This window comes from Aquimarina agarilytica ZC1 (assembly GCF_000255455.1).
Taxonomy (GTDB): Bacteria; Bacteroidota; Bacteroidia; order Flavobacteriales; family Flavobacteriaceae; genus Aquimarina; species Aquimarina agarilytica.
In genome coordinates this window covers 129,750-144,271 of record NZ_JH621247.1, presented here as the reverse complement: position 1 = coordinate 144,271, position 14,522 = coordinate 129,750, and the positions used below count along the sequence as shown (strand labels likewise).

The window sequence follows — 14,522 nt, the reverse complement described above, 5'->3', positions numbered from 1 at the left end:
TTTAAACTCCAGTCGTACTCATTATACTCAACAGTCGCATTATCATTAATTACAACCGTAGAATATTTTTTTATAAATGGAACTAAATCTCCAAAATCGCTTTTATACCATTCAAATATTTTAGATATTTTTAAATGTGTAGCGCTTATTTGATTAAGATTACTATTAATGAACGCTTTTGTTTGACTCGTTAACTTGGCATTCAAATTAGACGCTGTATAAGCAAAGTTACCCAATTTAGGACATGACTTTGCGGCACAATTCACTGCAAAATGAATACGTGGCTCCTTAAATTGAGGTCTTATAATATCATTTTCAATCTGGTTTAATGAATACATTTTCCCATTGAGCGCTATCCACTTTTTATCCCATGGTTTTCCACCTGCAATAGCTGTAATACTATTTACAGGATAATGATCTAAAATTAGCTTTAATGTAAAGGCATTGTAGGCATTAATCCAATAAGCTAATTTTTGGTTAGTAGTCCAAGTAGTTTTTAATGTTTTATTTTGGAGTGAGTTAATATAGCTTTCCAACTCAATTTGATGCGATTTCATCATTTTGTAATTTACATTACCTGTTGACGAAACATATTTATTTAAAAAAGCATCAAATAAAGTATGATCAAATTCCATTGCTCCAATCGATTCCACTTCCTTTGTTGCTATTTTTGCTACTTTATGTTGAACTTGAGTACTTTCTTTTTCAATTTTTTGTACTTTTTTAGAAGTTCCTTCTTTTTCATTTTTGGAGCCTATTTCTTTGACAGGAACAGTTGCTATCTCTTCTTCAATGACTACTCCTTTTGTAGCATCCTTTTTTTTAATTGGTTTTTCGGTATTTTTTAAAGTTTCAACAACTACTTTCTCTTCATCATTTACAACTAAAGGTTTTTCCTTAATTTCTTCTATGAAGTCCTCATCTCCCTCTATTTCTATTGAATCTGTGAATTCTTCACCTTTAATAGCATCTTCAAGCGTTTTTATTCCATTTTTTTCTAAAGATTCCAAAGCAACAACAGTCTTAGTTTCTTTTTGCTTTGCGCAAGATACCATGGCTGTAATACAACATAAAAAAAGAAATAAGCTAAACGGTTTCATAAATCATAACTTGAATGAATGAGTATAGTCGGTTTAATTTGTCTTTACTTAGAAAATTATTACTTTTTTACATAGGTTAAATAGGAAAACGAATAGGTATGTTTTTCATCTGCCTCGTGCTGTTCGTTATCTACTAACTCCCATTGTTCTGTATCAATTTCTGGAAAAAAAGTGTCCGCTTCAAAATTTGCATGTACTCGAGTTAATTCAATACTATCCGCTATTTTCAAGGATTGTGTATAAATTTCGCCACCACCAATAATAAAAATTTTAGCACTAGTACCCGCTAGCTCAACGGCCTGTTCTAATGAATTTGCGATCAAACAACCTTCTTTAAAATAATCATCTTGACGTGTTATTATAATATGTGTTCTTTTGGGCAGCATGCCAGGTAGGGATTCAAAAGTTTTTCTTCCCATTATAATAGGGTGTCCCGAAGTCAATTTTTTGAAACGCTTAAAATCATCTGGCAAATGCCACAACAAATCATTATCCTTTCCTAATGCATTATTTTCAGCTGCCGCAGCAATAAGTATTATCATAATTTATTGTAATTTTTCAGTATCATTTAAATCTGTATTATCTAATAAAATACTTTTTTCCGATACTATATCCTTTGGAATTTCTAAATTCAATTTTTGTTCCATTTTAGCAATTTTAGCTTTTTGTTTAGCCACTAAACGCTCCAATTGTTTCGCTTTCCATTCCTTTCCCATAAACTTACTAAAGAGCACTACTCTAAAAAAGTGTATTAAAAAGAAAAAAGACCACCCTAATACACCAAATACAAACCAATCTAATTCTAAAAACTTATATTCTTTTCCAAAATTAAGTCCCAGGTTTAATACAATCATAAAAATACAGCTCACTAAAAAAACAATAAAATGCCTGTACAAACCTTTTTTTTCTTTTATGCGTGCCTGAGCATGCTCAAAAAGCTCTTTTTGCTCTAAATCAATAGTTGACTCCTTGGATTTTGACCTTGAAAACATATTTTTAATCTATTACATCTTAATACATCAAAGCTAGGAATTTTTAACATAATTACTTTCCTTTTTTTAATACACCTCACAAAACACTTTAAATGATTCTTTTTTATTCTGTTACTAATGAAATTTAAAAAAGACGAGTCCTACGAAATACAACACTCTCACGAAAACGGAAACAATATCATCAAAATATCGGTGATAATTTACACATAAATTTCACCCAAAATTAACTCGGATGCTCTTCCATTTAGCAATAGCGAGATATCCTACAAAAATATAATACCTAGTACAAACCTTCAATTTAACTAATTAACCTACAAACACATAACAATTAAAACAAAAACTTATTAAGTTCAGTTTTTTCTATCAAAACATTTGTAAAAATTCATTTACAAGCAAGCAATTTTCACAATATCTATATGGTTAACAAGTATAATCAATAAAAAAATTATGCTATGAAAATTAACTTATTATCCAAAGCCAAGAATTGTTTATATATTGGTTTCAGCCTTTCGGTTAGTGTTGCGCTATCACAAGAACACATTATTAAAGTAAATTCCAACAACACTTTTGCTTCATTACAGCTATCTGAAAAAGAATATGATAGTTGGATACAAAATGATGACTTTACTACTAGTAAAGAAGTTGTTTCCAACTTAACAAAAGAGCTTTACAATAATTTTGAAGACAACTATGATTTTATTGTTTTTGTCCTAAATGAAAAAGAAGTTCCTACAACTGGCAAAATAGACTATTTTGGAATTAATAATGTAATTAACAGTAAAATTGAAGGCATTAGTTTTACGAATGATAAAAGTGATGATTCAAAATTTTATGGTTCTGATGGAGTGCTTAAATCAATAATGCATTTCCCTGAAAAAGAAGGCATGCTATTTGGTCCTTTTTTACATGAAATTATGCATAATTGGGGCAATTTTGATGTCATTGCCGGGGAAGCCCCTTCAGAAGAAAATGAAGACGGTTCGTTTACTTTTAGTAAAATACCAGGGCATTGGGGATTAACCGGAGGGAGTACTCCTGGACAACTTGGGGGCTTTAAACAAAGTGATTTAATTAAAAACAAAGATGGAAGCTTTACCACTCCGGGGTTTAGTTTTAATGCCAACGGAGGTAATCAAGTACCCTATAACGAATTTGAATTATATCTAATGGGGATGATTCCCTTAGAGGAAGTCGCACCATTTGATTCATTTTCAAATGTAACGGATTTTTCTTTTGAGGAAGATAAGGATACTGGGGATTTTACTTCCTACACATTTAAAGCAGGTGAGGTAATAAGATATACGCCAGAAAAAATATTAAATGATCTTGGCCCTAGAAATCCCTCATATAAAAACTCACAAAAAGAATTTAATATGTTGACGGTAATTATAACTAAAACTGCCCTTACAGAAAAAGAATGGGAAGAATATGATGCCATAATTAAAGTAACCACTCAAAAAGCAGATCACGATGATAAAAGACTCTACAATTTTTGGCAAGCTACTAGGGGAATTGGATCTTTAAATCCAACAATTCATAAAAAAACAAATACACTTAGTATTGATGATATCACTGATCATGATGAAGAATTCAAAATTTACCCCATACCAGTAACAGCTACTCTTAGCATTGAAAATCTTAAAAATTCACCTGTTAAAAATGTGATTTTATGTGATGCTTTAGGTAAAGAAATTAACTCCTACCCTTTAGCTACAACAACAACTATTGATGTGAGTACAGTTGCTAGTGGTATTTATTATTTAATTTTTAAAAATGATCACAAAAAGCTTGTAGAAACTAAAAGACTTGTTATTTATTAAAAATTAAAAAAAACAAAAATAATAAGTGAACATTATATTAATAGCGGCTAAATTTTATGAATACCATCAAAAATTTAGTCGCTATTGTATTAAAAAAGTCTAGTTCGATCAAATACTTATGTTAATTTACTGTAAACTAAATAAGTAACAATAATTTATTTTTAAATTATTTTGTAAATTTAGTAATAGAATTTTTTATTACTAAAACTAAATTATGTCAATTTCAAAACAATTTTTAAAATCTAAACCTGAGTGTAAAGTTACTTTTGTATGGAATGCAAAAGAGGCAAAATCGGTTACTGTTGCTGGTGATTTCAATAATTGGGAAACCACTCAATTACCCTTAAAAAAATTAAAAAACGGTACTTTTAAAGGCTCAATTAATTTACCCATTGAAAACTCATTTCAATTTAAATACCTAGTTGATAATAACTCATGGGTCAATGATGATAGCGCAGATAATTATATATGGAATGATTTTGCTGGTGGCGAAAATGGAGTGTTAGAACTCTAATTTTTATAAGCTTTCTGCCTTATTATTTACATATAATATTCAATTTATCGAAAAACAACTACGTCCTAATTAATAGTTTTGTGGATAAAAACAATACACAATGATATAGTTTTACTTGAACAAAGCTAGACTTAAGTATTCATGTCCATAAACTTGGAGTTATTTCTAATTCTACAGTTAGTTCTTATTTTTCCCTAAAGCTAACCAAGAAGAGATTATATGGTTTAAGAGTAATTATTTTATAACCTTGTATTCATCCTTATTAAATTAAAGCTATTGATTTTATATGGATATGTTATTTTAAGGATTTTCAGAACAAATGAACAAAAGATTTATTTTTTTTTGTGAATAATTGATTTGCAAATACTAAACAGTAACAACATACATATTAACCTCTATTTTATATAAAAAACCTCTGAACAAAATACACTACTATTTATCCAGAGGTTTTAAATGATTTTTAGTCTATAAAAATCTATTAAGTGATGTTACTAGTTATTTTAAGGAGTAAAATCAGCTGCCTTTTTTTGAATGGCACCCCAATCAACTGATAATTTAGCTGCTTCAATAGCTTCTTCCTTTTCACTATCACTCATATTTAACATTTCACTTGCCATTTGGAAAGGTGTTTTGCTATTGTAGTCTTTCATTCTTTCTTTATCCAGTTTAGCTATAGCATAAAGTACAGATGCCCCAACAGGATAAAAATTCCCAGAATTCAACATATCTTTTAGGTCTGCTCTATCCTTAGCTTTCATAGGAATCCCATACAAAGTTCCAAAGAATTTATCATTATTCTTAAAATAGTCTCTTTTTCCCATAAATTCAATCATATGTGGTGCCCCTTCAGAACGCTCTTGATTGAGTGACATATTTTTTATTAGTTTTCGACTAGTAGGATCTAGTTCCATTTCTTTAGATCGAATAGCTACATATTGCTTTAATTTTTCTTTCAACACATTTTTGTCGGTAACATTAGGGAAATCAATCAACACTTCTGTAACTAATATTTGTAACTCCACTAAATCTCTAGTATACGGAAAAGATGATTTATCTTGAATCCCATCAAAATTGAACTTCCAATTTGGATTAAGTGGCCCCTTTTTTTGATGTAATGCATGGAAAGCTTCATGAGTAATTGTGGTTACCGCTGTTTCATTATTTCTACCTAATGTTATGTTTCTAGCGTACACTTGCAAGTAATATCCCTCTTGATTATTTAGCGAATAGTTAAATGTAAAAAAATCATTTCCATTAGCTAATCTATTCATAGCATTGTTCATGGAATCATCAAAACGATATACATTTAATCCCATTGATTCATTAGACCCTAATTTTTTCATTGCACTAGTCACTTTTTTAGGGTTAATTACAAAAGCTTTTTTTGCATTACCCGCACTACTAAAAGACCACGAGTCTGTTTGCACTAAATACATAGGATATTTTTCAAAAAGAAAATCATCAAAAAATTCTTTTTTATTATAGTAATCCACATGACCTTTTAATTGCTTAAAAAGCTCACGATCTACTTCATCTGTATATGAAGTATTTTGTCCTTCATTTACTGGATTAGTTGGCTTTTCCGGTTCTGGTTCTGGATCAGTTGGTATTACTGGTTCTGGATTAGTCGGCTTTTCAGGCTCAGGATCAGTTGGTATCACTGGCTCTGGATTAGTCGGCTTTTCAGGCTCAGGATTTGTTGGTTTCTCTGGCTCTGGATTAGTCGGCTTTTCTGGCTCTGGATTTGTTGGTTTCTCTGGCTCTGGATTAGTCGGCTTTTCTGGCTCTGGATTTGTTGGTTTCTCTGGCTCTGGATTAGTCGGCTTTTCTGGCTCTGGATTTGTTGGTTTCTCTGGCTCTGGATTAGTCGGCTTTTCTGGCTCTGGATTAGTTGGTTTCTCCGGCTCTGGATTAGTCGGCTTTTCGGGTTCTGGATTAGTTGGTACAACGGGAACCATAGGTTCGTCTGGCCTCATAATACCTCCATCATCTGGGTCTTCAATAGGTGGTTTTTCTGGTGTGTTTTCTGGATCCTCCGTAGGATCACAACTAACGATTATAAACATATTGATCAAAAACATGACCAATGCGAATCTCGATAACTTCTTCATAAATGTTTTGTTAATTAGTTAATGTTATTCATTAAAAAACGAAAACCATTACTTTTTTATTTCTTCATAATCGAAAATAATAAGTGAGTAAATTCATACTCAAAATTCAAGTATCAATTAATCTAAAACATACCCTAACTAGTACGTATATCTGAGATTTTTTTAAAAATCCATTACAGTTATATAGTCAACTGTTCGTATGTTCGTAGTAATTTTTAGTCGTTATGTACAATGAATACATTAAAATTCTATCGATAAATCCACTTTTAATTTAAAAAATCAACTTTTATTCCAAGGCTATACTCCTCTTTTTAACTTTTTAAATGGTATATGTTCTAATTGAATAATTTTTATCTCTCAAATAAACTCCTTCCATTTTTTAATCTTGAAATTATATTTTTTTTAACTATTACATCAATAGGGTCTTACACGTACTCAAACGTTATATTACTAACTATAATAGTCAGTCGTTTGCAAACAAAATTTAAATAATTAACTTAAAAATTCACAAAGAATGAAAAAACTTAAAATAGTTGCAATAGCAACAACTGCTATTTTAATGGTCCAATGTCAGGATGAAAACACCGCAGACATTCAACCAACCGAAGAGACAAGTATAGAAAACCAAGAAGCCAATTTAGATTTACCTGTTGTTAATTTCACTCCCGTTAGTAATGAAGTATCTCCAGAAATTGTTAAAGGCTTACAAAATATGGGATATGATACGGTACTAGACAAAATTGAAAACCTAGGGAATCACTACCTTGTGGGAGGTGATATGATCGTAGATAAAGAAAGTATACTTGAAGCTGCTCATACAGATCCAAAAGGTAAACAACGTCGATTTAATAGTATTATGAGATGTAGTGAAGCCCGAGATGTAACCGTTAGAAACTTAATCCCTAGTATCAATACCCAGGTGCGAAATGCACTAAACGACTGGAATAGAATCAGGGGAAGCTTTTTAAGGTTACGTTTAGTAAATGGAGGCAATGCAGATATGACCATAATGCGTGTAAAAGGGGTAGCTGGAGCTGCTGACAGACCTAGAAACGGAAAACCAGGACGAACAGTTTATTTTGATCCTGATTTTTATAAAGGAATCCCCAGAAGAGGTGAAAGAATGCGTTTTGTGATAAGACACGAGATTGGTCACAACTTAGGATTTTTACATACTAATGAAATTGACAATCAAGAAAAAGGGCAACATATTCCGGGAACACCTAATAGGGATCGAAATTCAATTATGAATTCTGCAGGCAACCTTCCTTTTAACCCGGCTGTTTGGCCTTTTAATAATTTTACTGAAGCTGATAAAAGAGCGTTAAGAAAAATGTATGGCGGCAATGCACAAAATAATATTTGTTTTTAACTGGTAAAATAATTCAAATTACTTATGTAACATCATAGCATAAGTAATCATTATTAAACCTGAAAGAGCTCAAACATCAAACTATTGATATTGAGCTCTTTTAAAAATTATGAGATCTTATTTTAGGATAGTCTTCCTATATAACTGCAAAAAGATTAGACCGAAACTTTACCTTTTATGTGCGGATGATGTTCATAATCTACTAATTCAAAATCCTCAAATTTAAAATCAAATAGATCTGTTTTATTAGGGTTCATTTTAATTTTTGGTAAGGGCTTTGGCGATCTAGAAAGTTGTAATTGTAACTGCTCCACATGATCATTATATATATGAGCATCACCAAAAGTATGAATGAACTCCCCTGCCTCATAACCGCATACTTGCGCCATCATTTCAGTTAACAATGCGTATGATGCAATATTAAAAGGTACTCCCAAAAATATATCGGCACTACGTTGGTATAATTGACATGACAATTTTCCATTAGCCACATAAAACTGAAAAAATGCATGACATGGCGGTAAAGCCGCTTTTCCATTAGCCACATTTTCTTCAAAAGAAACAGACGTATCTGGCATTACCGATGGATTCCAAGCTGAAACTAACATTCTGCGACTATTTGGATTCTTTTTTAAAGTTTCAACAATTTCCTTAATCTGATCTATTTCCTCATTATTCCAATTACGCCACTGGTGACCATATACAGGGCCTAAATCCCCATTATCATTAGCCCAATCATTCCAAATACGTACTCCATGGTCTGATAAATACTTAATATTAGTATCCCCCTTTAAAAACCAAAGTAATTCATATACTACAGACTTAAAATGTACTTTTTTTGTAGTTACCATAGGAAAGCCTTTAGATAAATCAAAACGCATTTGATATCCAAAAACACTTCGTGTTCCTGTACCTGTACGGTCTCCTTTTACAGCTCCATTATCCATTACATGCTGCACTAAGTCTAAATATTGCTTCATTTTATTGAGTGTAGGCTTATTCCAATGTAAACTACTGGAATAATATATTTATGAAAAAACAAAAATATAAAATAGGTGAATATTGTTACTTAAAAAAAGTAAATAAGATTACTAATTTGTAAACATTATACAAAAAAGCAGTCAATGACTGCTAGTTTCTGTTTGATATTTCATCGCGAAGTCGGGCCGCTTTTTCATAATCTTCATCCGTTACCGCTTTATCTAATAACTTATAAAGTTCATCAACAGTTAAATTTTTAAAATCAGCTGATGACGATACTAGTTCTACCGATTTCTCATCACTTGAATCCTCTTCTGGACCATCTACATTTTCGGATAAAAATTCTCCATCAGATTGTTGTTTCAAGTAAATTCCTGCTTGATCTAATATATTTTTATACGTAAAAATAGGAGCTCTAAAACGTAAAGCCAATGCTATAGCGTCACTCGTCCTTGCATCAATAATCTCCTCAATGCCATCACGTTCACAAATAATACTGGAATAAAATACACCATCCACAAGCTTATGGATAATAACTTGCTTTACTACTACATCAAACCTATCTGCAAAATTTTTAAATAAATCGTGTGTTAAGGGTCTTGGCGGTCTTATTTCCTTTTCTAATGCTATAGCTATAGATTGTGCTTCAAAAGCACCAATTACAATAGGTAATTTCCGTTCTCCTTCCATTTCGCTCAAAATAAGTGCATAAGCCCCATTTTGTGTCTGACTATAAGAAATCCCTCTAATGTTTAAACGTACTAAACTCATATATTGATAACAATGTTAAGCTAAATTCGGTATAATTTTTCTATTTAAGAAAGAAAAAACCGTATAAAAAAGAAGTTTCATACGGTTTCTATATAAAAAAAACGAATTTATCATTTTTAGCGAAATTCTTACAGCTAAAAATTCAATTCATATAGTTTCTCTTTTTTGTAAAGAATATTAATTTGTTGACTTGAATGCTTTTAACTTTTCAATTAACTGAGGCACTACCTCAAAAGCATCACCTACAACACCATAATCTGCTGCTTTAAAAAATGGAGCTTCTGGATCCGTATTAACAACCACTTTTACTTTACTAGCGTTAATCCCTGCTAAATGCTGAATTGCTCCAGAAATACCTACGGCAATATATAAATTTGTAGCTACGGGTTTTCCTGTTTGACCTACGTGTTCCGAATGTGGTCTCCATCCCATATCACTAACGGGTTTTGAACATGCTGTTGCAGCTCCTAAAACAGTAGCTAAATCTTCAATTAAATGCCAATTTTCTGGTCCTTTTAACCCACGTCCACCAGATACTACGACTTCTGCATCAGCAATACTTACTTTATCAGTAGCTTTATCAATACTTACTACTTCTAAACTACCTCCATTCACACTCGGAGAAAAAGCTTCTGCTTCAATAGAAACACTAGTTTCCTTTAATCCATATGAATTATTTGATACACAAATCACTTTTACATCCGAATTTATTTGTGTTTCCTGAAAAGCCTTGTTTGTAAAAGCTGTACGCTCTACTACAAATGGACTTGTCGATTTTGGCAAACTCACTACATTTGAAACCACAGCTGCATTTAATGCTACTCCTAATAAAGGTGCTGCATATTTACTATTTGTAGATGAACTTAATACAACAACTTTACTTTGTTCTGCTTTAGCAGCTTGCTCAATAATACTTGAGTAAGCTTTTGCTTGAAATTTAGTTAATGCATTATCTGATACTTGAAGCACTTTTGATACTCCATAATTCCCTAGTTCTGATACATCACTAACATTCACTGTCAACGCAGTTACAGTAGTTCCCAATGCATCGGCCACTCCTTTTGCGTATGATGCTACTTCAAAAGCTCCTTTACGTAAGCTTCCGTTATCACTTTCGGCATATATTAAAACTGACATATTTTATATTTTATCATGCTAAATAATTCAGCATATTTTATTCAACAAAAAATTAAAATTAACTATAATTTACAGTTAAAATCAATCACTTAAAGATAATCAAAGCCTTGGTAATTAAATTACTTTAGCTTCTTTGTGTAACAAGTTAATCAACTCATCTAAATTATCTGCTGATACTAAAGTCACACTTCCCTTAGGAGCTGGCTTAGAAAATGAACTTGGTTCAGATTGACTAGCGCTACCCGTTGGTTCTACAACGCTAAGTGGTTTTTTACGAGCCATCATAATTCCTCTCATATTAGGAATTCTTAAATCACTTTCTTCAACCAAACCTTTTTGTCCTCCTATGACTAGAGGCAAGGTTGCTTTTATGGTTTCTTTACCTCCATCAATTTCACGAATAGCTGTAGCCGATGTTCCTTCGACTTCCAAACTAATACAAGTATTTACAAAATTGGCATCTAATAAAGCGGCTAACATTCCTGGCACTACACCTCCATTATAATCAATAGACTCGCGACCCGCTATAACTAAATCATACCCCCCATTTTTAGCTACCGATGCTAGCTCTTGGGCTACAAACAAACTATCTGTTGGGTTCGCATTTACTCGAATCGCATTATCTGCTCCTATTGCTAAGCATTTTCTAATTGTTGGCTCTGTATCTGGACCTCCTACATTTACAACATCCACACTAGCTCCTTGTTTCTCCTTAAACCACATGGCTCTTGTTAATCCAAATTCATCATTCGGATTAATCACAAATGATACTCCATTGGTATCAAACTTAGTATCGTCATCAGTAAAATTGATTTTTGAAGTCGTGTCTGGCACATGACTTATACAAACTAATATCTTCACAGTAAGTATTTTAAATTAGTGTATTTTTTAACTTTTTCACATATAAACTACGCATATCTTATTTTTGAATAATCAATCTATCAATTGCTTACTTAAAAAATAAACTCTTAATTTATTACCAAATCAAAAGTTTTATAAGCGGTTTCTTATATATAAACGAAGTTACAAATTAATTCGCAAAAATACTATGCATGCATAGTATTTTTGCGAATTTTAACAGTCACCATTTAATCTTAAAAATATTTACAGATTCCAAGCTTGTAGCTTGCCCCAACATTGTGGTTTTACTATTTTTGCGTTTAGAGTAACTAAAACTAGCATTCATTTTATGTGATGCTAAAATTTATAAACTTACATGAAAACAATACAATTTAGAGAAGCTATTTGCGAAGCGATGTCTGAAGAGATGCGTAGAGATGAATCTATTTACTTAATGGGTGAAGAAGTAGCAGAATATAACGGTGCATATAAAGCAAGTAAAGGAATGTTAGATGAGTTTGGCGCAAAACGTGTGATCGATACTCCAATTGCTGAACTTGGTTTTGCTGGTATCGCTGTAGGTAGTGCCATGAACGGTAACCGCCCTATTGTAGAATATATGACATTTAATTTTTCATTGGTAGGTATTGATCAAATTATCAATAATGCTGCTAAAATTCGTCAAATGTCGGGAGGACAATTCCCTTGCCCTATCGTTTTTAGAGGACCAACAGCTTCTGCTGGACAATTAGGAGCTACACACTCACAAGCTTTTGAAAATTGGTTTGCCAACACTCCTGGATTAAAAGTTATTGTACCTTCTAACCCATATGATGCTAAAGGATTATTAAAAGCTGCTATCCGTGATAACGATCCTGTTATTTTTATGGAAAGTGAGCAAATGTATGGTGACAAAGGTGAAGTACCGGAAGGGGAATATGTATTACCAATTGGTGTAGCTGACTTAAAAAGAGAAGGAAACGATGTAACTATTGTTTCTTTTGGAAAAATTATTAAAGAAGCATACATTGCTGCAGACACGTTAGCTAAAGAAGGAATTTCATGTGAAATTATTGATTTACGTACGGTACGTCCTTTGGATTTAGAAGCTATTTATAAATCTGTAAAAAAGACGAACAGACTTATCATACTTGAAGAAGCTTGGCCATTAGCTAACATTGCTTCGGAAATTACATACCAAGTACAACAAAATTGTTTTGATTACTTAGATGCGCCAGTAATTAAAATAAATACCGCTGATACTCCAGCTCCTTACTCTCCTACTTTGCTAGCCGAATGGTTACCAAATAATGAAGATGTTATTAAAGCTGTAAAAAAAGTGATGTATAAATAAATATACACCTAAAAATAAATCAAAAAGCTTTCTTTTTTAAAGAAGGCTTTTTTTATGCTTTTACTCAATTAATTAAACTTCTTACTTAAATACAAATAGCGAATATATAATAAGCCACTCGAAACGGTTAAACCTGCAAATAAGCCTATCCAAATGCCCACCGAACCTAAATAGGAAGGATTTCCTAAATAGTATGAAATTGGAAAACCTACGCACCAATAAGCAATAAACAGACATAAAGTAGGAATATTTACATCCTGTAATCCCCGGAGTGTTCCTAATAAAACTACCTGAAATCCATCACTAATTTGGAAACAAGCTACTACGAGTAATAATTTGGCAGCTAGTGCAATTACATTTACATCACTAATGTAAAAAACAGGCAAATAATCTTTCAAAAATACTAGAACAATAGCAAAAACAAATTCTATTAAAAAAACCAATAATAAAATTGAACGCACTATTCGTATTAAAGCTTTAAAATCTTTTTTCCCTAATTGATTTCCTGTTCGTATTGTTGCGGTTACACCTAAACCAACAGCTATCATAAATGTAATAGACGCTACATTAAGCGCTATTTGATTCGCTGCTTGATCCTCGGTACTTAATAAACCAGACAAAAATATTGAAGAAATAAAAATACCAAACTCGAAAAGCATTTGTAATGCAGCTGGGAATCCTAATTTTAATAAGTTCTTTACAATATTTAATTGCAAAATATTTGAAAAGATATTGCTAACATATACTTTAAAATTTTGCTGTTTATAAAATATTAGCAGCATAAAAAACACCATTGAAAACCTGGCAATTAAAGTCCCTATCGCTGCTCCTTCTAATAAAAGTTTTGGGAATCCCCATTTTCCATAAATAAGCACATAATTAAAAAAAACATTAAGCACATTACCTATTATAGTGGCAATCATTGCATATCGAGTTACCGATAAACCATCGGAAAATTGTTTCATAGCTTGAAACATAGCCAAAGGTATAATTGAAAATGCCAGTATATTTATATAAGGATTGGCCAATACCACTACCTCCTCTGGCTGATCTAATAATGTTAAAAAAGGTTGTAATAATTTAATAACAACAAATAAAGCACCACCTAATAAGGTTGATAATGCTATTCCATTTTTTAAAAGTAAGCTTATTTTTAAATAATCTTTTTGACCATCTGCTTCTGCTACCAGTGGAGTGATACTAAGTGAAAAACCTATTGCTAAGGATAATGCCAAAAAAAATAGTCCATTCCCTAAAGATACGGCTGCTAATGAAGAAGCTCCTAATTTTCCTACCATTACGTTATCTATGAAACCAACCATCACATTTCCTAACTGACCTATCATAATTGGGTAAGCTAAACGTAAATTAACAGGGAACTCCTTTATATATTTAGAAAGCACTTTTTTTGAAGCTAAGGTATTATTATTCCAGTAATATTTGGCATAATGTTTCCCCAAGAATCAAATACAAATTTGACATAAAAAAAAGAGGCTGACTAATAAAAGTCAACCTCTTTCAACAAATAAA

13 protein-coding genes are annotated in these 14,522 nt (G+C 31.9%); 4 read left to right on the top strand and 9 right to left on the bottom strand.

Going from position 1 to position 14,522, the window contains the following annotated elements:
* From KQA_RS19425 to KQA_RS0201625, 3 genes are all read right to left on the bottom strand, one after another.
* On the bottom strand, window positions 1–1,100 hold a 1,100-nt coding region (locus KQA_RS19425), incomplete at its 3' end, for a DUF547 domain-containing protein (RefSeq protein ID WP_081483224.1).
* 59 nt (window positions 1,101–1,159) lie between these two features.
* Window positions 1,160–1,642, bottom strand: a complete 483-nt coding sequence (locus KQA_RS0201630; RefSeq protein WP_010177430.1) for a dihydrofolate reductase — start codon at window positions 1,640–1,642, stop codon at window positions 1,160–1,162.
* A gap of 3 nt (window positions 1,643–1,645) precedes the next feature.
* Window positions 1,646–2,092 carry a 2TM domain-containing protein gene (locus KQA_RS0201625; protein ID WP_010177429.1) on the bottom strand — a complete coding sequence of 149 codons (447 nt, stop codon included), beginning with the start codon at window positions 2,090–2,092 and terminating at the stop codon, window positions 1,646–1,648.
* A 452-nt stretch (window positions 2,093–2,544) separates the two neighbouring features.
* Here KQA_RS0201625 and KQA_RS0201620 point away from each other — a divergent pair, with 452 nt between their 5' ends.
* Window positions 2,545–3,912, top strand: coding sequence for a T9SS type A sorting domain-containing protein (locus KQA_RS0201620; RefSeq protein WP_010177428.1), 1,368 nt, complete (start codon window positions 2,545–2,547; stop codon window positions 3,910–3,912).
* Between the two features lie 214 nt (window positions 3,913–4,126).
* The gene (locus KQA_RS0201615; RefSeq protein ID WP_010177427.1) at window positions 4,127–4,426 is read left to right on the top strand and encodes an isoamylase early set domain-containing protein; all 300 of its coding nucleotides are present in this window, start codon (window positions 4,127–4,129) and stop codon (window positions 4,424–4,426) included.
* Between the two features lie 500 nt (window positions 4,427–4,926).
* Here the strand turns inward: KQA_RS0201615 and KQA_RS20430 are convergent, their stop codons facing one another.
* A complete protein-coding gene (locus KQA_RS20430) occupies window positions 4,927–6,537 on the bottom strand; it encodes a hypothetical protein (protein ID WP_198283093.1) in 1,611 nt (536 codons plus the stop codon).
* A 514-nt stretch (window positions 6,538–7,051) separates the two neighbouring features.
* On the opposite strand from KQA_RS20430, the gene KQA_RS0201605 reads away from it, so the two are divergent.
* Window positions 7,052–7,909: a M57 family metalloprotease gene (locus KQA_RS0201605; RefSeq protein WP_010177425.1), complete on the top strand. Its 858-nt coding sequence runs from the start codon at window positions 7,052–7,054 to the stop codon at window positions 7,907–7,909.
* A 155-nt stretch (window positions 7,910–8,064) separates the two neighbouring features.
* On the opposite strand, the gene KQA_RS0201600 is transcribed toward KQA_RS0201605, so the two are convergent.
* From KQA_RS0201600 to KQA_RS0201585, 4 genes are all read right to left on the bottom strand, one after another.
* Complete coding sequence (locus KQA_RS0201600; protein ID WP_010177424.1) at window positions 8,065–8,889, bottom strand: thymidylate synthase; 825 nt, start codon at window positions 8,887–8,889, stop codon at window positions 8,065–8,067.
* A 151-nt stretch (window positions 8,890–9,040) separates the two neighbouring features.
* A complete protein-coding gene (locus tag KQA_RS0201595) occupies window positions 9,041–9,661 on the bottom strand; it encodes a bifunctional nuclease family protein (protein ID WP_010177423.1) in 621 nt (206 codons plus the stop codon).
* 177 nt (window positions 9,662–9,838) lie between these two features.
* Window positions 9,839–10,798: an electron transfer flavoprotein subunit alpha/FixB family protein gene (locus KQA_RS0201590; RefSeq protein ID WP_010177422.1), complete on the bottom strand. Its 960-nt coding sequence runs from the start codon at window positions 10,796–10,798 to the stop codon at window positions 9,839–9,841.
* Window positions 10,799–10,912: 114 nt separating this feature from the next.
* Window positions 10,913–11,659 carry an electron transfer flavoprotein subunit beta/FixA family protein gene (locus KQA_RS0201585; RefSeq protein ID WP_010177421.1) on the bottom strand — a complete coding sequence of 249 codons (747 nt, stop codon included), beginning with the start codon at window positions 11,657–11,659 and terminating at the stop codon, window positions 10,913–10,915.
* Window positions 11,660–12,014: 355 nt separating this feature from the next.
* On the opposite strand from KQA_RS0201585, the gene KQA_RS0201575 reads away from it, so the two are divergent.
* Window positions 12,015–12,992, top strand: a complete 978-nt coding sequence (locus KQA_RS0201575; protein WP_010177420.1) for a pyruvate dehydrogenase complex E1 component subunit beta — start codon at window positions 12,015–12,017, stop codon at window positions 12,990–12,992.
* Window positions 12,993–13,060: 68 nt separating this feature from the next.
* Here KQA_RS0201575 and KQA_RS0201570 read toward each other — a convergent pair whose 3' ends face one another.
* Entirely contained in the window at window positions 13,061–14,452 is a 1,392-nt protein-coding gene (locus KQA_RS0201570; RefSeq protein ID WP_010177419.1) for an MATE family efflux transporter, read from the bottom strand.
* Window positions 14,453–14,522: the final 70 nt, after the last annotated feature.